General features: G+C 66.1%; 13 protein-coding genes. 9 read left to right on the forward strand and 4 right to left on the reverse strand.

The genetic code is table 11. The features are described from left to right. The first annotated feature begins 17 nt into the window (after window positions 1–17). From BSZ40_RS03675 to lacZ, 3 genes are read left to right on the forward strand one after another with little or no spacing between them, the layout of a single operon-like run. Entirely contained in the window at window positions 18–959 is a 942-nt protein-coding gene (locus BSZ40_RS03675; protein ID WP_084542601.1) for a carbohydrate ABC transporter permease, read from the forward strand. After that, window positions 952–1,761 carry a carbohydrate ABC transporter permease gene (locus BSZ40_RS03680; protein WP_245793816.1) on the forward strand — a complete coding sequence of 270 codons (810 nt, stop codon included), beginning with the start codon at window positions 952–954 and terminating at the stop codon, window positions 1,759–1,761. The genes BSZ40_RS03675 and BSZ40_RS03680 overlap by 8 nt, the downstream gene beginning before the upstream one ends. Continuing rightward, on the forward strand, window positions 1,758–4,778 hold the full coding sequence (gene lacZ / locus BSZ40_RS03685) for a beta-galactosidase, LacZ type (protein WP_073823455.1): 3,021 nt from the start codon (window positions 1,758–1,760) through the stop codon (window positions 4,776–4,778). Before BSZ40_RS03680 ends, lacZ begins: the two co-directional genes overlap by 4 nt. A 355-nt stretch (window positions 4,779–5,133) precedes the next feature. Here lacZ and BSZ40_RS03690 read toward each other — a convergent pair whose 3' ends face one another. Continuing rightward, window positions 5,134–7,362 (reverse strand): FAD-dependent oxidoreductase, encoded by a 2,229-nt coding sequence (locus tag BSZ40_RS03690; RefSeq protein ID WP_073823457.1) that lies wholly within the window; start codon window positions 7,360–7,362, stop codon window positions 5,134–5,136. A gap of 82 nt (window positions 7,363–7,444) precedes the next feature. Between BSZ40_RS03690 and BSZ40_RS03695 the strand changes: the two genes are divergently transcribed. Further along, window positions 7,445–8,062, forward strand: a complete 618-nt coding sequence (locus BSZ40_RS03695) for a TetR/AcrR family transcriptional regulator (protein ID WP_073823459.1) — start codon at window positions 7,445–7,447, stop codon at window positions 8,060–8,062. A gap of 350 nt (window positions 8,063–8,412) precedes the next feature. Here BSZ40_RS03695 and BSZ40_RS03700 read toward each other — a convergent pair whose 3' ends face one another. Next, entirely contained in the window at window positions 8,413–10,095 is a 1,683-nt protein-coding gene (locus tag BSZ40_RS03700) for a glycoside hydrolase family 13 protein (RefSeq protein WP_073823461.1), read from the reverse strand. Then, complete coding sequence (locus BSZ40_RS03705; RefSeq protein ID WP_073823463.1) at window positions 10,079–11,113, reverse strand: LacI family DNA-binding transcriptional regulator; 1,035 nt, start codon at window positions 11,111–11,113, stop codon at window positions 10,079–10,081. The genes BSZ40_RS03700 and BSZ40_RS03705 overlap by 17 nt, the downstream gene beginning before the upstream one ends. Before the next feature lie 152 nt (window positions 11,114–11,265). Between BSZ40_RS03705 and BSZ40_RS03710 the strand changes: the two genes are divergently transcribed. The 3 genes from BSZ40_RS03710 (at window position 11,266) to BSZ40_RS03720 (ending at window position 15,143) form a co-directional block, all read left to right on the forward strand. Next, complete coding sequence (locus BSZ40_RS03710) at window positions 11,266–12,534, forward strand: sugar ABC transporter substrate-binding protein (RefSeq protein WP_073823465.1); 1,269 nt, start codon at window positions 11,266–11,268, stop codon at window positions 12,532–12,534. 90 nt (window positions 12,535–12,624) lie between these two features. Further along, window positions 12,625–14,208, forward strand: coding sequence for an ABC transporter permease subunit (locus tag BSZ40_RS03715; protein WP_073823467.1), 1,584 nt, complete (start codon window positions 12,625–12,627; stop codon window positions 14,206–14,208). Continuing rightward, a complete protein-coding gene (locus tag BSZ40_RS03720; protein ID WP_084542602.1) occupies window positions 14,208–15,143 on the forward strand; it encodes a sugar ABC transporter permease in 936 nt (311 codons plus the stop codon). The genes BSZ40_RS03715 and BSZ40_RS03720 overlap by 1 nt, the downstream gene beginning before the upstream one ends. 69 nt (window positions 15,144–15,212) lie before the next feature. On the opposite strand, the gene BSZ40_RS03725 is transcribed toward BSZ40_RS03720, so the two are convergent. Next, window positions 15,213–16,484 carry an alpha-amylase family protein gene (locus BSZ40_RS03725; RefSeq protein WP_073823468.1) on the reverse strand — a complete coding sequence of 424 codons (1,272 nt, stop codon included), beginning with the start codon at window positions 16,482–16,484 and terminating at the stop codon, window positions 15,213–15,215. A 68-nt stretch (window positions 16,485–16,552) separates the two neighbouring features. Here BSZ40_RS03725 and BSZ40_RS03730 point away from each other — a divergent pair, with 68 nt between their 5' ends. Both BSZ40_RS03730 and dnaG read left to right on the forward strand, forming a co-directional pair. After that, window positions 16,553–17,845: a deoxyguanosinetriphosphate triphosphohydrolase gene (locus BSZ40_RS03730; protein WP_281246631.1), complete on the forward strand. Its 1,293-nt coding sequence runs from the start codon at window positions 16,553–16,555 to the stop codon at window positions 17,843–17,845. A gap of 40 nt (window positions 17,846–17,885) precedes the next feature. Next, complete coding sequence (gene dnaG / locus BSZ40_RS03735; protein ID WP_073823470.1) at window positions 17,886–19,802, forward strand: DNA primase; 1,917 nt, start codon at window positions 17,886–17,888, stop codon at window positions 19,800–19,802. The last annotated feature ends 61 nt before the right edge of the window (window positions 19,803–19,863 follow it).

Raw genomic sequence — 19,863 nt, forward strand, 5'->3', positions numbered from 1 at the left:
AGAAGATAGTGGCAACGATGTCTGCCCCCGTGACGATGCCGCAAAAAAAGGGTCTGTTCGCCCGCCGGAACAACCACGCCAGCCTCGCTACCCGTCGACGCAGCTTGACCGGTTGGGCATTCCTGCTGCCGGCGGCCATTCTCATCGGCATCATGAGCTTCTATCCAATGATCGAGGCCTTCATCTTGTCGTTGAAGACTGGGCGCGGCAGTCGGCTGAACTTTGCTGACCCGCTGTGGTTCAACTATGAGCGCTTAATTAATGACGAGATCTTCCTGCTCACGCTCCGCAACACGTTCATCTACTTGGCGATCCAGGTGCCGATAATGCTGCTCACAGCACTGGGATTGTCGGTGCTGCTCAATGATCCGCGCCTCCGCTTCAAGGGCCTGTGGCGGACCATGATCTTCCTGCCGTGCGCGGTGGGGTTGGTGTCCTACTCGCTGGTGTTTCGCACGATGTTCGCCAGCGATGGCTTTGTCAACGACGTGCTGCTCGGCCTCAGGATTATCGATGCGCCTATCAACTGGCTGGGACAGACCGGCACCGCGCAATTCGTCATAATTCTGGGGTTGCTGTGGCGGTGGACCGGTTACAATATGGTCTTCTTCCTGGCCGGTTTGCAAAACATCGAGCGCAGCACCATTGAGGCGGCCTACATTGACGGCGCCGGGCCCATAAAGACCTTCTGGTACGTGATCGTGCCGCAGCTGAAACCAATGATCATCTTGACGGCCATCATGTCCACAAACGGCACGCTGCAGCTATTTGACGAGTCGTGGAACCTGACGCGGGGCGGGCCGGCCTACACCTCGATGACGATGTCCCACTATCTCTATGAGTTGTCGTTCCTGAAGAATCCAAACGTCGGTTACGGTTCGGCGATATCCTACGCCATCCTGCTGATGGTGGCGGTATTGGCTCTGATTCAGATGAAGGTGGGTGACAAGCGTGATTAGCACCTCGCGCCGCTGGTTCAGCTATATAGTTTTGTCGATATTCTCCCTATTTTCGATCTTCCCCCTTTATTTCATGCTGGTTTCGGCCACCAACACCAGTCAGGACGTGTTGGCGTCCCGCATGGTGCCGGGGAGTAACCTGCTGGAGAACTTCCGGGAGCTGGTCACGCAGCAGAACCTGGGTGGGGCGATGTATCACTCCACCGTGAACGCGGTCGTCACCACGGTGTTGGCGCTGCTGGTTTGCTCGATAGCCGGTTACGGCTTCGAGGTCTATCACTCTCGCGGCAAAGACTTCGTGATGAAGATTTTGCTGCTGGCTATGATGATTCCCTTCGCCGCCACCATGATTCCCCTGTTTAGAATGTTTGCCAAGGCGAACATGATTAACTCGACACTGGCCGTGGTTTTGCCCGCCATCTCCACGCCGCTGCTGATCCTGCTGTTTAGGCAGGCCTCGCGTTCGTTCCCGCACGAGATATTGGAAGCCGCCCGCATCGACGGGCTGGGGGAGATATCTATCTTCCTGCGCATCTACCTGCCCACCATGAAATCCACCTTTGCGGCGGCCGCGGTCATCACCTTCATGGCGGCCTGGAACAACTTCCTCTGGCCCAAGGTGGTGCTCGTGGACAGCGCCTATCAAACGATGCCCATGCTTATCTCCAACCTCAGCGCCGGTTACGTGACAAACTACGGCGTACTGATGTTGGCGGTGCTGCTGGCTTCGCTGCCAGCCATGGTTATTTTCTTCTTCCTGCAGCGTAGTTTCGCTGAAGGCCTGACAGGATCCATCAAATGAGCTTCGACTATTCCCGACTGGCGGATCCCGAGTTCTTTGCAGAGAATCGCCTGCCCGCCCACAGCGCCCACCGGCATTACGCCACCGAGGCGGAGGCTGATGCGCAGGAATCCAGCCTGGTGCAGTGTCTGTCTGGCGTGTGGCGCTTCCACTACGCCCCCCACTTGGACGCCATTCCCAGTGATTTTGCCGATCCGCGCACCGATGTCAGCGGGTGGGACAAGATTGCGGTGCCGGCGCACATCCAGTTGCACGGCTACGACCGCCCGCAGTACGTCAACGTCCAGTACCCGTGGGACGGGCACGAAGACATCGATCCGGGGCAGATCCCCACGCGCTTCAATCCAGTGGCGACCTACGTCCATTCCTTCACCCCGGCCCGCCCGCCGCAGCCTGGACAACGCAGCGTGCTGCGTTTCGACGGGGCGGAGAGCGCCGTGGCGGTCTGGCTCAACGGCCACTACATCGGCTTTGCTGCCGACTCCTTCACGCCGTCCGAGTTCGACGTCACCGACTTCCTGACGCCGGGCAGCAACCACCTGGCCGTGCAAGTCTTCAAATGGACGGCGGGTTCGTGGTGCGAAGACCAGGACTTCTTCCGTTTCTCCGGGCTCTTCCGGGACGTGTGGTTGGTGACCCAGCCGTCGGCCCACGTGCGAGATGTGCGGGTCACCTGCCAGGTCAGCCCGTCCGGGCAGAGCGCCACCGTGACGGTGCGGGCCGATGCGACTGCCGGGGCGCGCCTGGAGGGGGAGATACTCGGCGTTGGGCCGGGGGAGGCCGGAGCGACCGGGGAACTGACCTGGCAGTTGGTTGCCCCCCAGCTGTGGAGTGCGGAACATCCCCACCTGTACGAGCTGCGGCTCCGCGTCTACGACGCCGCTGGCGAGCTCACGGAGGTGGTGCGCCAACCCGTGGGGGTGCGGCAGGTGGCGCTCGTGGATGGGTTGCTGCGCCTCAACGGTCAGCGCCTGGTCTTTCGGGGCGTTAACCGCCACGAGTTCGGTCTGCAGGGCCGGGTGGTGAACCGCGCCCAAACCGAGGCCGACGTCCAAGCCCTGAAAGCGCTCGGCGTTAACGCAGTCCGCACCAGCCACTACCCGAACTCCACCGATCTGTACGAACTGTGCGATGAGTACGGCCTGTACGTCATCGACGAGATGAACCTGGAGTCGCACGGCATGTGGGACGCTATTCGGCACGCCGGGGCCGACATCGACCAGGCGGTGCCGGGCGACAAGCCGGAGTGGCGGGCGGTGCTGCTGGACCGGGCCGCCGCCATGCTGCAGCGGGACAAAAACCATCCCAGTGTCGTCATGTGGTCCTGCGGTAACGAGTCTTTCGGGGGGCAAGTAATCGCCGACGTGGCGGACTATTTCCGCAGCCAAGACGCGCGGCCGGTTCACTACGAGGGCATTTTCTGGGATCGACGTCACCCGGCCACCAGTGACGTGGAGAGTCAGATGTACACCTCGGCCGCCGGGGTGGAACAGTTCCTGGCCGAGCACCCGGACAAACCGCTAATCCTGTGCGAGTACGCCCACGCGATGGGCAACTCGTTCGGGGCGGTGGACCGGTACTGGCGCCTAGTGGAGCGTCAGCCGCGTTTCCAGGGAGCCTTCATTTGGGACTTCGCTGACCAGGCGGTGGTTTGTCGCACTCGGACGGGCCGCGAGTTCTTCGGCTACGGCGGGGACAGTCAAGAGGCCCCGCACGACGGCGATTTTTGCGGTAACGGCATTTTCTTCGCCGACCACTCGCCGAGTCCCAAAGTGCAGGAAGTCAAGTACCTCTACCAAGGGCTGGCCGTGGCGGTGGAGCCGGAACGGGTGACGATCACCAACCGGCTGGCGTTCACGAATGCGGCAGCCTACGAGTGCTGGGTGGTCCTGGCCCAGGAGGACCAGCGGTTGGCGGCCGAGCGACTGGTGGTCGACGTGCCGCCGGGGGAGTCGATCAGCTACCCGCTGCCGGTGGCCATCCCCGACGCCCCCGGGGAGTACACCGTCACCGTCTCCTTCCATCTGGTAGCGGCAGAGAAGTGGGCGCCAGCGGGCCACGAGGTGGCCTACGGGCAGGGCGTCTTTACTGTGCCGACCCCCACGGTGGAGGAGCCGGTGCGGCCCCGACCGGAGGTGGTCGATGGACGGCACAACATTGGGGTGCACGGCCCGACCTTCTCGCTGCTGTTTTCCAAGCTATACGGCCGACTGCTGTCCTACCGCATCGGGGCGGGCCCGGAGAAGCGCGAATTATTGGCCGGGGCGCCGCATGCCAACTTCTGGCACGCGCCCACCGCGAACGAGCGCGGTTGGGGTGCGCCCGGCGAGGACGGGCAGTGGCTGCTGGCCTCCCGGTATGCACGGCCGGAGCCGGGGTCGCTGACCTGGAGCTGGCAGGGCGAGCGGGTGCGGATCAGTCAGCGCTACCTGCTGCCTTCCAGCCCGGCTGGCACGTGCCAGATCAGTTACACGATCGACGGGGGCGGCCGGGTGGAGGTGCAACTCGACCTAGAGCCTGGTGCGGGGCTGGCAGGCCCGCCGGAGTTCAGCATGCTGTTGCCAACGGGGCCGGAGTTTACCAATCTGCAGTGGTACGGCCATGGCCCGGCCGAGAGCTACGTCGATCGCTGCAGCGGAGCCCGGCTTGGGGTCTACAGCGCCGACGTGCGCGGCGAGTTGACGGCCTACCTCAAGCCGCAGGAGGCCGGTAACCACACCGGGGTGCGGTGGGCGCAGGTGACCGACGACGGTGGGCTTGGGTGGCGCCTGGAGGCGCTGGCGGGGCAGGAGCTGGAGTTCTCGGCCCTGGCCTGGAGCCCGTTCGAGGTGGAAAACGCCCCGCATCACCACGAGTTGCCGCCAGTGCATCGTACGTGGCTGCGCCCGGCGTACAGGCGGCGTGGGGTTGCCGGGGATGACTCGTGGGGCGCGCGCCCGCACCCGGAGTACCTGCTGCCTGCTGGGCCGCTGAGCTTCACCTTCGCCTTCGTGGGGGTGCTGCCGACGGAGGGTTAGCGGTCAGGGGGAGCCGGACCGGGCGTCCGGCTCCCCCTGCTACCTCGAGAACGTCACCGGTGGTTGGGGTGTGGTGCCGCGGTCTGTCGGCTATCTCCCCGGTGTCCAGAACGCCCCCGGTGGCTGGGGCCTGGCCACCAGCGCCACCATCATGCCTTTGGTGCACCGCCATGTTCTTAACCATCATGCTCTTGGCGCACCATCATGCCCAAAACTCACCATCATGTTCTTAACGCACCATCATGTTCTTAAAACAGGGAAATAAGGGCATGGTGGTGCCACAGGGACATGGCGGTGCGCTAGAGGTGGGATGGTGCCGCAAAGACACCGCGGCGAGTCCGGCCTGCGGGGCGGGTCAGTAGGGTTCGGTGTATATGTACTGCGCACCACGCTGTGCCAGCAGGGTGGTAGCGTCGGCGACCATCGCTGCCGAGCCGCACAGGAAGAACTCGGTGTCTGCCACGTCGCAGGCAAGCTCGGCCAACACCTCGGTAACCCGTGCCCGCCGTGCTCCCGGCACTTGCTCGCCCGTGATGCAGCGAATGATGTTGGCGGGCAGCGGGTCGTCGAGCAATTGGGTGAGGTCGTCCTTGGCGAAACGGCAACCGAAAAGCAGCAGGTCATCGGTACGCGGGGCCCTCGCCAGCATTGGCAGAAGGGGAGCCAGGCCCGTGCCCGTGGCCACGAACACGCGGCGCCGCTTTGCGCCGGTGCCGGAGAACTGACCGAGTGGCAGCTCCACCACGAGCGCGCTGCCCGGCATGGCCGTGGCGACGAAGCGTGATCCTGGTCCGCCAGTGTGGGTGCTGATCAGCAGCCGCACCTGGTGGCCGTGGATACCGACGATGGAGTAGTCACGCCAGATCGCGGGCGCCACTTCAAGGCGGGCAAACTGTCCCGGGGTGAAGGATTGGACGCCCGGGACATCCAGGACTAGCTCCCAGACGGTGGCGGTCAGCCGCCGAGTGCTGGCCACTCGGCCGTGATACTTGCCTTCTGGCAGCTGCGAGGTGAACGGGCGGGGCGGTTTGCGTAGCCTGGATGCAATCAGCGGGTATCCGTGCGGTCCCAGCACCTGGCTGGCGGCCGCCACCCCACCCATAAGGGCCCCGGCGATGCCGCTGGCCACTACGTCCTGGCCGGTGAGGAATAAACCGGGGACGGGAGTGCGGGGCCCGATGGGGCCCGCTGCTACCCGCTGCGGGGTGCCAGGCAGGCCGTAACACGCACCGCCTGGTTGGGCGGTGTAATGCTCGAAGGTGAGTGGGGTGGAGACATCTACATAATCGATTAACTCCCGCAGGCCCGGTAGGGCTGTCTCAGCTAGAGCTATGAGGCCTGCGGCGAGTCTGTGCTTGAACTCTTCGTAATCCGCTCCACGGTTGTGCGGTGGCCGGTCGGCCCAACGCGCGAAGGGCTCGGGGCCGGTGAAGCTCACGATTTCGGCGGTGTGGTGGGACTCGCCGGATTTCGCGGCAGAGAAGGAGACGAAGACAGAGCGCGGCTGGCCGTGCAGGAGGGCGGCGTCCTGTGGGGCGTCGTGATCGGTATCGCGATAGACCCAGATGTTGCCACCGGATGCCCCGATAGTACGGGGATGCTCTTTCAGTTGCAGATGCACTGAGACCGCTGAGGAGCTGCGCCCAAGTGCGGCCAGCTGCTGGCGGAGCGGGGCGGTAGCTGTGCCGACTGGCGCGGCGGTAGGCAACAGGCCAGTTAGCGTGCTCAGAGCGCCGATGCCGGAGATGATGACCGGCGCCCGATACTCGCGTTGGCGCGACTGCGCGCTGCGCCGGTCGCACACGCGCACACCAACTGCCCGGCCCTGCTCGATAAGGATCTCGGTGACATCCTGCGCTACGCGGACGGCCCCACCTTTCTCCTCGATGCCCTTTTCAATGGTGCGGGCGATCATGGCGCTCCCGCCGGTCGGGAACCATGCCCCGTCCAGGTAGTGCTCCACGATCAACGCGTGGCTAGCGAACGCGCTCTGGTGGGGAGGGAGCCCATAATCGCCCCACTGGCTGGCCAGGAGTGCCTTCAGCTCTGGGGAACGAAACCGGGCGTCTAGAACGGAGCGGGTAGTGGTGGTAGCCAGTGCGCTGGTGCGCCGCTGGAACCACCGTATTGCGGCGCCGATCGGTCCCGGAGTCATGGTTTGTATATAACTGAGCGTCAACCAGTGAGCGGCGCGTCGGGTGTCCCGAAACCAGCGGCGGATAGCGTTGGCCTCGGTTGGGAACAGGGCGGTGAGTTCGGCGATCTGGTTGTCTCTCCCGGTGGGAGCGGCAAAGTCGAGGTCCGGGTAGATGAAGCGGTCATAAGGCGCAGGGATGGGATTCCAGGCCAGTTGGCCGCCGGACAGGAGATCGAAGTAGCGCCTTAGTGGCTTCCCCGGGGCCAGTTGCCCGAGGTAGTGGACTCCGGTATCCCAGGTGGCACCGTTGCGGCTGAATGTGTGGGTCAGGCCGCCCGGAGTGAGGTGCTTCTCCAGCACTAGCACTCGTTGGTTGGCTACCTGCGCGAGTAATCCGGCGGTGGTCAGTCCACCGATTCCCGAGCCGATGACGATGGCGTCGTACATGCTTACCTCCTGACAGTGTCTAATAATTGTGAGGCGGAAAATAGACGGTGTCAATTAAATGGGGTTCGGTTACAGTGGGGGAATGGCGACGAGGGGAAGGGGTAGGCCACGGGCCGCCGAGGGCCGAGACCTGCGGGCGGAACTGCTGCAGGCCAGTCGTCGGCTGTTAGACGAAAGCGGGCCGGCGGCCCTCAGCCTGCGTGAGGTGGCCCGCCGCGCCAACTGCACCCATCAGGCGCCCTATCATTACTTCCCCAACCGGGAGTCCCTCCTGGCCGCCCTCGTGGTGGAAGGATTCACGGAGCTAGCCAACCGTCTCCGCCAGGCCCGGACGCAGGCCGACAACAGGGTGACGGCGCTGGAAAACAGCGCCAATGCCTACGTTGAGTTCGCTTTGCGCAACCCGGGAATCTTCCGGCTAATGTTCCGGCCGGACTACTGCAACCCGGAAGAACATCCCGAGGTCCAAGAGTCCGGCAGCGCGGCCAGGCAGGAGCTCACCCTGATCGCCGCCCCGCCCCAGGCGCATCGGAACGCGGTACTTGAATCAGTGCGGTGGGCGCATGTCCACGGCCTGGCAACTTTGCTGCTGGACGGACCGCTCGCCCTGGAATACGTGACGTTTGAGGACAAGATGGCCCACGCCGCCGAGGTGAATCGCGTGCTGGCGGCGGAGGCGCAGTCCGACCTGGCTATCTAAGCGGGCGCGCCAGCGCGCCAGCGCCATCATTGTCTCTGCGGTATCCGCTGCGGTCTTCGTGAGGGCACCCCCGGCGCGCCAGCGCCACCATCATGCTCTTGGCGCACCATCATGTCCAAAACGCACCATCATGTTCTTAAAACAGGGAAATAAGGGCATGGTGGTGCGTTAAGGACATGGCGGTGCCATAGGGGCATGGTGGTGCCCCAAGGGCATGGCGGTGCCATAGGGGCATGGCGGTGCCCCAAGGGCATGATGGTTGCGGCGCCGTCGCCCCGGGCAAGGCGGTGGCACGCGATCGGTTCGGGTGCGCAGCCGCCCCGCCCCCGGGGCATCAAGCCTGTCGCGGGTTAGGCGTCCCGGCGCGCCCACACGGTGGTGTAGGGCGGCAGCTCGCCAGCGGCCAGCGGCCCAGACTGGGCCAGCACCGTCCAGCCGTCCGGCAGCGTGCTCGGCGCAGCGAACGTCGTGAAGCACAACAGGTCGGCGTCCCCGGCGTGGTTGACGAACGCCAGGGACTCGGGCCCCGTCTCCAGCCACTCCAGGTGCCCCCGGCCCAGCCGCAGTGCCCGGCGGGTGGCCAGGGCCGTGCGGTACATCTCGTACGTCGAGTCCGGCTCGCCTACTTGCTTGTCACGCGCCAGCTGCGCGTACACCGGCGGCTGGGGCAGCCACGTCTGCCCGGTGGGGGAGAAGCCGAGCCCCGGGGCGGTCGAGTCCCACGGCAGCGGCACCCGGCAGCCGTCCCGCCCCAGCTCGGCTCCAGCCGTGCGGAAGAACGCCGGGTCCTGGCGCACCGAGCGCGGCAGCTCGGTGTGGTCCGGCAGGCCGAACTCCTCGCCCTGATACACGTAGGCCCCACCCGGCAGCGCCAGCATCAGCAGGGTCGCGGCCCGGGCCTTTTGCAGACCCAAGGCGGCGTCTGGCTGCGGCATACCTGCCTCGATCCCGTTCGGGTTAGCGCCGTAATATTCCCGGTCCAGCCCCATCCGGGTGGCGTGTCGCATGACGTCGTGATTCGACAGCACCCACGTGGTCGGCGCGCCAACCGCATCGTTCGCCGCCAGCGACTTGGTGATGTCGGCCCGCAGGGCCGCGGGGGTGAACTCGCACACGAGGAACGAAAAATTGAACGCCTGGTGCATCTCGTCAGCCCGCACATAGTCGGCGAGGCGGGCCAGTGGCTCCACCCAGGCCTCTGCCACCAGCATGCGGTCGCCCTCGTACTCGTCCAGGACGCGCCGCCAGCGACGGTAGATGTCGTGCACCCCGTCCTGATCCCACATCGGCGAATCGCACGTGTACTTGGTGCCCTCGGTGCCATCGACCATGCTGGCTTGGCCGTCCCAGTCTGGCAGGGCTGGGTTCTTGACCAGGGCGTGGGCCACGTCGACCCGGAAACCATCCACGCCGCGCTCCAGCCAGAACCGCAGGATCGACTCGAATTCGTCGCCGACCTCCGGGTTGGCCCAGTTCAGGTCCGGCTGGGAGGAATCGAACAGGTTTAGGTACCACTCGTCGTCATCCTGCCACGGCGAACCCGGGGCGTCGGCCCGGTCGCGCACTCGGGTCCAGGCGCTGCCGCCGAAGACGCTCCGCCAGTCGTTGGGCGGTTGCGTCCCCCCGTTCTTCCCGGGCCGGAAATAGTAGCGCTCCCGCTCGGGGCTCCCCGGGCCGGCCGCCAGCGCGGAGCGGAACCACGGGTGGTCGTGCGAGGTGTGGTTCGGCACCAGGTCGATGACGACCTTCAGGCCGCGCGCGTGCGCGCCCGCGATCAGGGCATCGGCGTCGGCCAGGGAACCGAAGAGGGGGTCGACGTCTCGGTAGTTGGCCACGTCGTAGCCGGCATCTAGCTGCGGGGAGGGGTAAAACGGGGAAAGCCACAGCGCATCCACCCCCAGGTGGGGGAAGTGGTCGAGCTGGCTGATGATGCCCGGCAGATCCCCGATACCGTCGCCGTTGGCGTCCTTGAATGAGCGGGGGTAGACCTGGTAGACGACGGCGTCGCGCCACCACTCAGTTTTGCTTGCCATTTTGCTCCTGTCGCGGTGCGGTTGCGGTGGTACCCCGAACGATCAGATCAGGGGCGAAGAGAAATTCGCCGTGACTCGGCTCGGCGCCCGCGATCTCCTCCCGCAGGGCCGCAATCGCGGCCCGGCAGATCGCGGCCACTGGTTGGCGCACCGTGGTCAGGCCGGGGCGCATGTGCAAAGCCAACGGGGAGCCGTCGTAACCGATGACGCTGACGTCCTCGGGAACGGAAAGGCCGAGGGAGTTTGCGGCCTGGATTGCCCCGATCGCCATGAGGTCAGACGAGGCGATGATCGCGGTGGCCCCGGCTTGCAGGGCACGGGTCGCGGCGTTGGCTCCGCCCTCCAGGGTGTAGAGGCTCTGTTCGATGCGCACCGGGGCCTCCGGCAGGCGGGTGGCCAGTGCCTGGGTGAAGGCGGCGGCCTTGCGGGCCGAGGGCACCAGGCGTTTGGGGCCTGTGACCAGCGCGATGTGGGTGTGGCCGAGGTGGCGGAGGTGCGTGAGGGCCAGGCGGATGCCGATGGTGTCATCAGTGCTGAAGTTGACCGCCGGGATGCGGGGATCTAAACCGTTGATGGTGACAAAGGGCAGGCCACGTTCCAGCAGGCGCATGTAGCGGGACTGGTCCCCGGAGACGTCGGCGTGGCGTCCCGAGACGAAGACTAGGCCCGCCACGTTCAGCGTGGTGAAGGTGGTGAGGTATTCGTCCTCACTGATGCCGCCGGCGAACTCGGTGCCCAACAGCGGGGTGAAACCAGTGCCGGTCAGGGCCGAGGCGAGCTCTTGCGCGTAGAGCGGAAAGATGGGGTTGGTCAGTTCCGGGAGAATGATGCCGATCACGCCATTGGTGGTGGGGGCAATGGTTTCGGGCCGTTCGTAGCCCAGCAGGTCCGCCGCGGTCAGGACTGCGCGCCGAGTTTCCTCCGCGACGTGTTGGTGCCCGTTGAGCACCCGCGACACGGTGGCGGTGCTTACCCCCGCCTGCTTAGCAATATCGGCCAGACCAATCCGCCTGCTCATGCCTGCCTCCTTGCAACCGATGCAGCAGTCACCCAAATGTTATCGCAATATTTCTGAAACTCGTTGCAGAATGGGTTACAGTCAACTACGGTTCCCCTCAAGGTCGTCGGCAGCAGTTGCCCCGACCACCAACATCAAAGGAGATTCCCAGGATGCGTCGCAGTATTGCCACGATCAGCGCCGTGGGACTGGCGTTCACCATCGCCGCCTGCGGCGGCACCGGTGAGGCCAAGACCGAAACCGCTGCCCCCTCCGAAGCCGCCACCACCGCTGAAAGCGCCGCCCCCAGTGACGACACTGCGGGCGCCGAGGGCGGTATCACCATCTGGGCCGACGACACCCGGTACGAATCCATCACCGAGTTCTCCAAGGGCTTCACCGAGAAGTTCGGCGCCCCGGTCGAGGTCGTCAAGAAGTCGCCGGACGACATCGCCAAGGAGTTCATCGCCGCCGTGCCCACCGGTAAGGGCCCGGACATCGTCATCACCGCGCACGACCGCCTGGGTGGCTTCGTGACCAACGGCGTGGTCGGTACCGTCGACATCACCGGCATCAAGGACAACTTCCTGAAGTCCGCCGTGGACGGCGTGACCTACGACGGTCAGACCTACGGCGTGCCCTACGCGATTGAGAACATCGCCCTGATCCGCAACAACAAGCTGACCCAGGCCGAGCCGAAGACCTTCGACGAGATGGTCGCCGCCGGCAAGGAGTCGGGCGCCAAGTTCCCGTTCATGGTGCAGCAGGGCGAGAACTCCGACCCGTACCACATGTACCCGTTCCAGTCCTCCTTCGGTGCCTCCGTCTTCAAGCAGAACGCGGACGGCTCCTACTCCCCCGAGCTGAACATGGGCGGCGAGGCCGGGGCCAAGTTCGCCACGTGGCTGGGCGAGCAGGGCGCGGCGAAGAACTTCGACATCTCCGCCGACGGCGAGATCGCCAAGCAGGCCTTCCTGGCCGGCGAGACCCCGTTCATCGTCACCGGCCCGTGGAACCTGAAGGCCTTCCTCGAGGCCGGCCTGGACGTCTCCGTTATCAACGTGCCGCAGGCCGGCGACCAGCCCGCCCAGGCCTTCGTCGGGGTGCAGGCCTTCTTCCCCTCGGCCAAGACCGACAACCCGCTCGTCGTCAACCAGTACCTGACCGAGTACGTCGGGAGCGAAGAGGGGGCCAAGGCCCTGTACGAGCTCGACAAGCGCATCCCGGCCTACAAGAAGCTGGCCGACTCGCTGGACGACAAGCACCTGGCCGGGTTCGCCGCCTTCGGCTCCAACTCCGCCCCGATGCCGGCCCTGCCGCAGATGGACGCGGTGTGGGACCACTGGGGCAAGGCCGAGGCCGCCATCATCAAGGGCACCGCTGACCCCGCCGCGACGTGGGAGCAGATGGTGAACACGGTCGCTGAGGCGATCAAGAAGTAACCATGAGGAACGCAGTGGGCGAGGCCAATGCCTCGCCCACTGCCCACACTCAGTCACCAATTTGTCTCAGCACACAACCCAGGGTGAACAATGACGTCACAAACCTCTTCGTCGGCGCCTCCGCAGCGCGCCACCGCCCGTTCGTCGCATGCCCGCGACTGGGGGGCCGGTTTCTTCGTGAAGCTCTTCCTCATGTGCCTGGTCAACGCGCTGGGCATCTATGGGGCTCTGACCGCCTACCAGGTAGGCAACCTGCCGCTGGCCATCTCGATGGTGGTGCTGCTGCTGGTTGTCAACTACATCTACTTCGCCCGCAAGCGCATCGCGGGTAAATACCTCATTCCGGGCTTGGTCTTCCTGCTGATCTACCAGGTCTTCGTCATGGGCTACACCGGGTACGTGGCCCTCACCAACTACGGGCAGGGACACAACTCCACCAAGGACGACGCGATCACGCAGATTCTGCGCCAGAACGAAAAGCGCGTCGAGGGCTCCGAGTCGGTGCCCGTGGTGCCCATCGACCGGGACGGCGAGATCGGCTTGGCCCTGCTGATCGACGGCAAGATCATGGTCGGGGACGCCCAGACGCCGCTGAGCGAGGCTCAGGGCACCATCGACGGCACCCGGATCACCGCCGTAGACGGCGCCACCTTGATCACCGGCAAGACCTTGAACCAGCGGCAAAAGGAAGTCTTTGCCGTGCGTGTGCCGGTCTCCGACGAGGTGGACGCCCAGACCTACCGCACCGAGACCGGGGCCACCGCCTTCCTCTCGACCTCGATCTACCGCTACGACGAGGCCGCTGACACCCTGACCAACACCGAGACCGGGGTGACGTACACCGCGGGGAAGAACGGGCAGTTCGAGGCGCCCGGGGAGAAGCCCTTGACGCCCGGTTGGCGCGTCGTGGTGGGCTTTGAGAACTTCACCAAGATGTTCTCCGATTCCCAGCTCGCCATGCCGTTCCTCCGGGCTTTCCTGTGGTCGCTGGCATTCGCGTTCCTGTCGGTGGCCTCCACCTTCGTCGTCGGCCTGGTGCTCGCCGTCATCTACAACGACCCGCGCGTGCGGGGACGGACCATCTACCGGTCCCTGTTCATCCTGCCCTACGCCTTCCCCGCCTTCCTGTCGGCGCTGGTGTGGCGTGGCATGTTCAACCAGGGGCACGGCATCATCAACCAGGTGATCCTGGGCGGCGCCGACATCGCCTGGCTGGACAACGAGTGGCTCGCCAAGGGCGTGATCCTCCTGGTCAACATGTGGCTCGGTTTCCCCTACATGTTCCTGGTGTGCACCGGTGCCCTGCAGGCCGTGCCTGAGGACGTCAAGGAGGCCGCCGTCATCGACGGGGCCGGAGCGATGCGGATCTTCCGCTCCATCACCGCGCCCCTGGTCTTCGTGGCCACCGCGCCCCTGTTGATCGCGTCATTCGCGTTCAACTTCAACAACTTCTCCTTGATCTACATGCTCACCGACGGGGGACCCAACTATGAGGGCCTGCCCTACGCGGTCGGCAAGACCGACCTGCTGATCTCCATGGTCTACGGCATCTCCTTCGACGGTGCCCAGAAGCAGTACGGTCTGGGGGCCGCCATGTCGATCATCATCTTTGTCGTGGTCGGTCTTATCTCCTGGTTCGGTTTCCGGGCCACGCGGAAGCTGGAGGAAATCTAATGAACAGCACTTCTTCTCCTGCCCCCGAAGTCTTCGACGAAACCGTCGAAGTTCACGAACCAGCCTGGGATGCCGCGCTGCCCGAGCCCACGGTGTGGCGTTGGCTGCGGACCGTGGGATGGAAGCACTTCTTGGCGTTGATCATCATCGCGATCGCCTCCTTCCCGCTGCTGTATGTCCTGTCTACCGCGTTGAACCCCAACCCGACGCTGGCCGGCTCCAACCAGTTGTTCAGTGACTTCACGGGCGACAACTTCGTGGCGTTGAACAAGACGTACTACTGGAAGTGGGTGACCAACTCCCTGGTGGTCTCCACCGCCACGGCCATCGGCACCGTGTTCATGGCGGCCTGCGCCGCCTACGCGCTCTCCCGCTTCCGCTTCCGCGGGCGGCGCCCCACGCTGACCTTCCTGCTGCTGGTGCAAATGTTCCCGCAGATGCTGGCCTTCGTCGCCATCTTCCTGTTGCTGCACTCGCTGGCGGAGGTCTTCCCGGTGCTGGGCACCGACTCGCTGATCGCCCTGATCTGCGTCTACCTCGGGGGCGCGCTCGGCTCCAACACCTTCCTCATGTACGGCTTCTTCAACACCATCCCCCGGGAACTGGACGAGGCCGCCATGATCGACGGGGCTAGCCACTCGCGCATCTTCTTCACCATCATCCTGCGCATGGTCACTCCGATGCTGGCCGTGGTCGGCCTGCTGTCCTTCGTCAGTTCGCTCGGCGAATTCATCATCGCCAAGCTGGTGCTGCAAAGCGAGTCGCAGTGGACGCTGGCGGTGGGCATGTACGTGTGGGGTTCTGACCAGCGCACCGCGCCGTGGGGCATGTTCGCCGCCGGTGCCGTGGTGGCGGCCGTGCCGGTGATCCTGCTCTTCATGTACCTGCAGCGCTACATCGTCTCCGGCCTGACGGCAGGGGCCGTTAAGGGCTGAGCGTTACGCAAAAGGGGCGGCCCGGGCACGAATTGCCCGGGCCGCCCCTGCCGCGTCTGGGGCTGCGCGCTACAGGTCGTGGTCGTCGGCCACATCCAGCCAGATGGTGGTTTCCGGCGGGACCACGATGCCCTGCGTATCGGCGTCGACCGGGCCGGAAGCCGCCAGCACCTGGGCCTGGCTGGGCACGAACAGCTCACTGGTGCCGAAGTTGAGGACCCCGAGCACGTCCCGGTTGACCAGGGCCAGGGTGTCGGCGGTCTGCCATTGTCCGCCTTCCACCAAGGCGAGTGCTCCGGTGCCCAGGCGACGTTCGGCACGCAGGCGGAGCGCAGCGCGCAGCCGCGAATAGGCCGACTCGGGGTCGGGACGCTGCTCCAGCAACAGGTGCGCCAGCTGGTCGACCAAGGCGTGGGCCGAAGCGGGACGCTTAGTGTTTTCTAGGCCCACCTCATCACCCTGCCGCAGATACACCGCGCCGGGCAGCAGGAGCACCAGCAGATTTAACGCCCGGCCGCGCTGCGTCGGGTCGGCGGTAGTGGCAAACCACGAGTCGGCGCCGAGGGGGCCGAAGTGGTCGTAGGGGAAGGGCGAGTTGGGGCGCCAGGCCAGGCAATCGGACCGCTGCGCGCGCTCCCGAATGTCGGCCGTGATGGCCTCGGCCACGCCCTGCGGGCTCCAGGGCGCCAACAGGAGGCGGTCGTCACGGAGGTGGGCCACCCGGTCCCGCTCCAGGTGCCGCGCCAGCGCTGCCGGGAAACGCGAAGCGGCCGATGCTCCCAGCACCACCTCCGTCTCCCGGGCGGCGATCAGTTGCTGGAGGGCGACGAAGACGTCGTGCAGCAGTTCAGCTTCCTGGTCTTGCCCCGTCAGCTCGGGCTCGACGATGAACCCCAGGTCGATACCGTCGGCCCCGCACGCCAGGAAAGCCTCCGCGCGCGCCACCAGCTCCAGCCCCTCGACTTCCTTGTCGCGAATCGGCCGGGGAATCGGGCCCTCGGCCGCCGTCCGCGGCCCGGGAGTGTCAGCACCGGAAACTTGCACCACGGCTTTCAGCCCGTGCGCGTGGGCCTTATCCACGAGGCGGCGCGCCAGGGCGGCGTCCGCAGGGGTACGGGGATCGAGGTGCGAGGGGCGGAAGGACACCGCGCTGACCCCTAGGCGCGCGGCCGCCGAGATGCAGGCAAAAGTGTTGTCGAGGGTGGCGTCGTCCAACTGGGCGGCGTAAATGTCGTAGACCGTGGCGTCTCGCCACCATTCGCGGGGCCCCCGAAACGATCGATAGATCAGCGTCGTGGTGACCTGGAGGGAGGGCAGGGCGGGGGCAACGTTGTTGGACATTGCCCCATTGTCTCCCATCCGGTGCGGGATGGCAGCAGCGAGCTCGCGCGGACCGATAGGGTCGGACCGTGAGTTTTGAAGTGGCACAAGTTGTGCGACCGCAGTCCCGTAGCTACGACACCGAGGCCGTGGCCCGCCGTCTGCCGGAACCGGACAAGAAACCTGGCCGGGGGGCGTTCGAACGCGATCGGGCGCGGGTGCTGCATTCGGCGGCCCTGCGCCGCCTGGGAGCCAAGACCCAGGTGCTGGGGCCGGGGGCCGACGACTACGTGCGCACCCGCTTGACCCACTCCCTGGAGGTGGCACAGGTGGGGCGGGAGTTGGCCATCAATCTGGGGTGCGACCCAGACGTGGTCGAGACGGCCTGCCTGTCTCACGATCTGGGCCACCCGCCGTTCGGGCACAACGGCGAGCGGGCGCTGGCGGCGGTGGCGGGCCCGTGCGGCGGCTTTGAGGGCAACGCGCAGACGTTCAGGCTCCTGACTCGGCTGGAGCCGAAGGTGGTGGACAGGCAGGGGACCAGTTACGGCTTGAATTTGACGCGCGCCACCTTGGACGCCACACTCAAGTATCCGTGGGCTGCCGCGGCGGCCCCGCTGCGGGCCGACGGCACCCCGTCCGCCAAGTTTGGCGTCTACGGCGACGATGCTGCCGCCTTCGCCTGGGTGCGGCACGGGGTGCCCGCGGGGCAGCGGTGTTTAGAGGCGCAGCTGATGGACTTGGCGGACGACATCGCCTATTGCGTGCACGACGTCGAGGACGCGTTCGGCACGGCCCGCGCCACCCCGGACGCCGTCGTGGCGGACGGCGACCAGATACTGGCCGCCACCCGGCAGTGGTACGGCGAGACGTGGAGCGAGGCGGAGCTGGCGGACGCCCTGCGACGCCTGGTGGAGCTGCCTGCTTGGCCGTCAGGGTTTGCCGGATCCCGGTCAGACTTGGCGCGCTTGAAGAATTTCTCCTCGGCGGTCATCGGACGCTTCGTGGGCCAGACGGTGGAGGCCACCCGCGCCGCGTGTGGGCAGGGGCCCCTGGCGCGCTACGACGCCTCCTTGGTGGTCCCCGCGCAGGCGCGGGCGGAGATAGCGGTCATGAAGGGAATTGCGGTCCGGTACGTGATGGCACCCCGCGAAATCGAGCCGCTCTATCTGTCCCAACGCACGATCCTGTTCGATCTGGTGGCGGCGCTGCAGGAGGCCGGGTGGCGGGCGCTGGAGGCCCCGTTTGCGGCCGACTACCGGCAAGCGGACGACGACGCGGGGCGGCTGCGGGCCGTCATCGATCAGGTGGCGAGCCTGTCCGATCTGGTGGCCCACCAGTGGCACGCCCGTCTGTGTGGGATGCTCTCCTCCTTCAGCTGACGCGGCCGGGTGCGCCGGGCGCGGGCTCTAGACTGGCGGCATGGCCGGACGCATTCAGCGCGCAGACATTGACTTGGTGCGCGAGCGGGCCGACATCGCCGAAATCGTGGGGGCGCACGTCACGTTGAAACCGGCCGGTGTCGGCTCGCTGAAAGGTCTGTGCCCCTTCCACGACGAACGCACCCCGTCGTTCCACGTGCGCCCGCAGCTGGGTTTGTGGCACTGTTTTGGCTGCAACGAGGGGGGTGACGTCATCTCTTTTGTGCAGCGCATCGATCACGTGTCCTTTGCCGAGGCGGTGGAGTTTTTGGCGGGCAAGGCCGGGGTGCAGCTGCACTACGAGGAGGGGGGCGGCCCGGCCCGCCCCGGGGAGGAGCCGGGGCGGCGGCAGCGACTCCTGGACGCCCATCGCCTCGCGGAGGAGTTCTATATCGCGCAGTTGGCGACCCCCGAGGCGGCCCCCGGCCGCCAGTTCCTTGCCGCCCGGGGTTTTGGGCGCGAGGCCGCCCGCCACTTCGGTGTCGGCTACGCCCCGGCCGGGTGGGACGGGCTGCTGCGGCATCTGCGGCAGGCCAACTTCACCGACGCCGAGATTCTGGCCGCCGGTCTGGTCTCGCAGGGGATGCGAGGCATCTACGACCGGTTCCGCGGGCGGCTAATGTGGCCGATCCGCGATTTGACGGGGGCGACCATCGGGTTTGGCGCCCGCAAGTTGCTGGATGACGACCCGGGGCCGAAGTATCTCAACACCCCGGAGACGCCTATCTATAAGAAGCAACAGGTGCTGTACGGGTTGGACTTGGCCAAGCGGGATATTGCCGCCCAGCGCAAACTGGTGGTGGTCGAGGGATACACCGACGTGATGGCCGCCCATTTGGCGGGGGAGACGACGGCGGTGGCCACCTGCGGCACCGCCTTCGGGGAGGGACACATTCGCGTCGCGCGCCGCCTGCTCGGCGACAGTTTTGACCCGGCAGCAGGCGTGATGTTCTCCTCCGGAGCCATCCACGGGGCGGAGGTTATTTTCACCTTTGACGGGGATGAAGCGGGGCGCAAGGCCGCTTTGCGGGCCTTCGATCAGGATCAGCGGTTCGCGGCCCAGACTTTTGTGGCCATCGAGCCCAATGGGCACGACCCGTGCGACGTGCGCCGCCTGGGAGGCGACGCGGCAGTGCGGGCATTGATCGCTTCGCGCAAGCCGTTGTTTGCGTTCGCTATCGAATCGGTGTTGGCGGGGCTGGACACGCGAACTGCGGAGGGCCGGGTGGCGGGCCTGCGCGCCGTCGCCCCGGTGGTGGCCCGGATTCGGGATCGGGCGCTGCGGATGGAATACGCCCGGGAGGCGGCGGGCTGGCTGGGCATGGAGGAAGCAACCGTGCGGGCGGCGGTGGCCAGTGCGGGCAGGCAGGCGGCGGGCCGTCTGCCGGGGACGGGCGAGGAGGCGGGCGCGCCGTCGGCGCCGCCGCTGCCTGCCACGTTCGTGCCGGGGGGACCGGGGGAGGACCCAGTGACCCGGTTGGAGCGGCAGGTATTGGAGGCGATCTTGCAGTTCCCGACGGCCGCCCCCGATTTTGACAGGTTGCCGCCCCAGGCCATGCTGGTGCCGGCTTACCGGGCGCTGCACGAGGCGGTGCGGGCCGCGGGCGGGGTGGCCGCGGCGGAGGCAAGCGGTCCGCGCGCCTGGCTGGCCAGCATCAAGGACTATTTGGAACCAGAGCTGGTGGGGGTGTTGTCCACCCTGGTGGTTAACCCGCTGCCGGTGGGCAACGAGCAGCAGGCCGTGGCCTACGCGCGGGGCTTGGTGGCCGCTTTCGAACGTACCTGGTTGGTGCGGCAGATCGGAGATTTGCGGGCCGCGCACCGGCAGCTGCCGCCCGAATCTGCGCAAGCGCTGGAAGTGTTGGCGCAGGTGCTGGAGCTGGAGGCCCGCCGCCGAGATTTAAGCGAGCAAAACTAAGACAAGCTGTTACTAAGTGCTTAGAATCACTCACGTTGGATCAATGAGGTTCCTACCGAAA

This window comes from Buchananella hordeovulneris, from assembly GCF_001907235.1.
In the GTDB taxonomy this organism is placed as follows: domain Bacteria; phylum Actinomycetota; class Actinomycetes; order Actinomycetales; family Actinomycetaceae; genus Buchananella; species Buchananella hordeovulneris.

Coding starts and splice junctions, on each gene's coding strand:
- BSZ40_RS03675 (WP_084542601.1), top strand. CDS start 18: ATGTCTGCCCCCGTGACGATGCCGCAAAAAAAGGGTCTGTTCGCCCGC.
- BSZ40_RS03695 (WP_073823459.1), top strand. CDS start 7,445: ATGGCGACGAGGGGAAGGGGTAGGCCACGGGCCGCCGAGGGCCGAGAC.
- lacZ (WP_073823455.1), top strand. CDS start 1,758: ATGAGCTTCGACTATTCCCGACTGGCGGATCCCGAGTTCTTTGCAGAG.
- BSZ40_RS03690 (WP_073823457.1), bottom strand. CDS start 7,362: ATGTACGACGCCATCGTCATCGGCTCGGGAATCGGTGGACTGACCACC.
- BSZ40_RS03700 (WP_073823461.1), bottom strand. CDS start 10,095: ATGGCAAGCAAAACTGAGTGGTGGCGCGACGCCGTCGTCTACCAGGTC.
- BSZ40_RS03715 (WP_073823467.1), top strand. CDS start 12,625: ATGACGTCACAAACCTCTTCGTCGGCGCCTCCGCAGCGCGCCACCGCC.
- BSZ40_RS03725 (WP_073823468.1), bottom strand. CDS start 16,484: ATGTCCAACAACGTTGCCCCCGCCCTGCCCTCCCTCCAGGTCACCACG.
- BSZ40_RS03705 (WP_073823463.1), bottom strand. CDS start 11,113: ATGAGCAGGCGGATTGGTCTGGCCGATATTGCTAAGCAGGCGGGGGTA.
- dnaG (WP_073823470.1), top strand. CDS start 17,886: ATGGCCGGACGCATTCAGCGCGCAGACATTGACTTGGTGCGCGAGCGG.
- BSZ40_RS03720 (WP_084542602.1), top strand. CDS start 14,208: ATGAACAGCACTTCTTCTCCTGCCCCCGAAGTCTTCGACGAAACCGTC.
- BSZ40_RS03710 (WP_073823465.1), top strand. CDS start 11,266: ATGCGTCGCAGTATTGCCACGATCAGCGCCGTGGGACTGGCGTTCACC.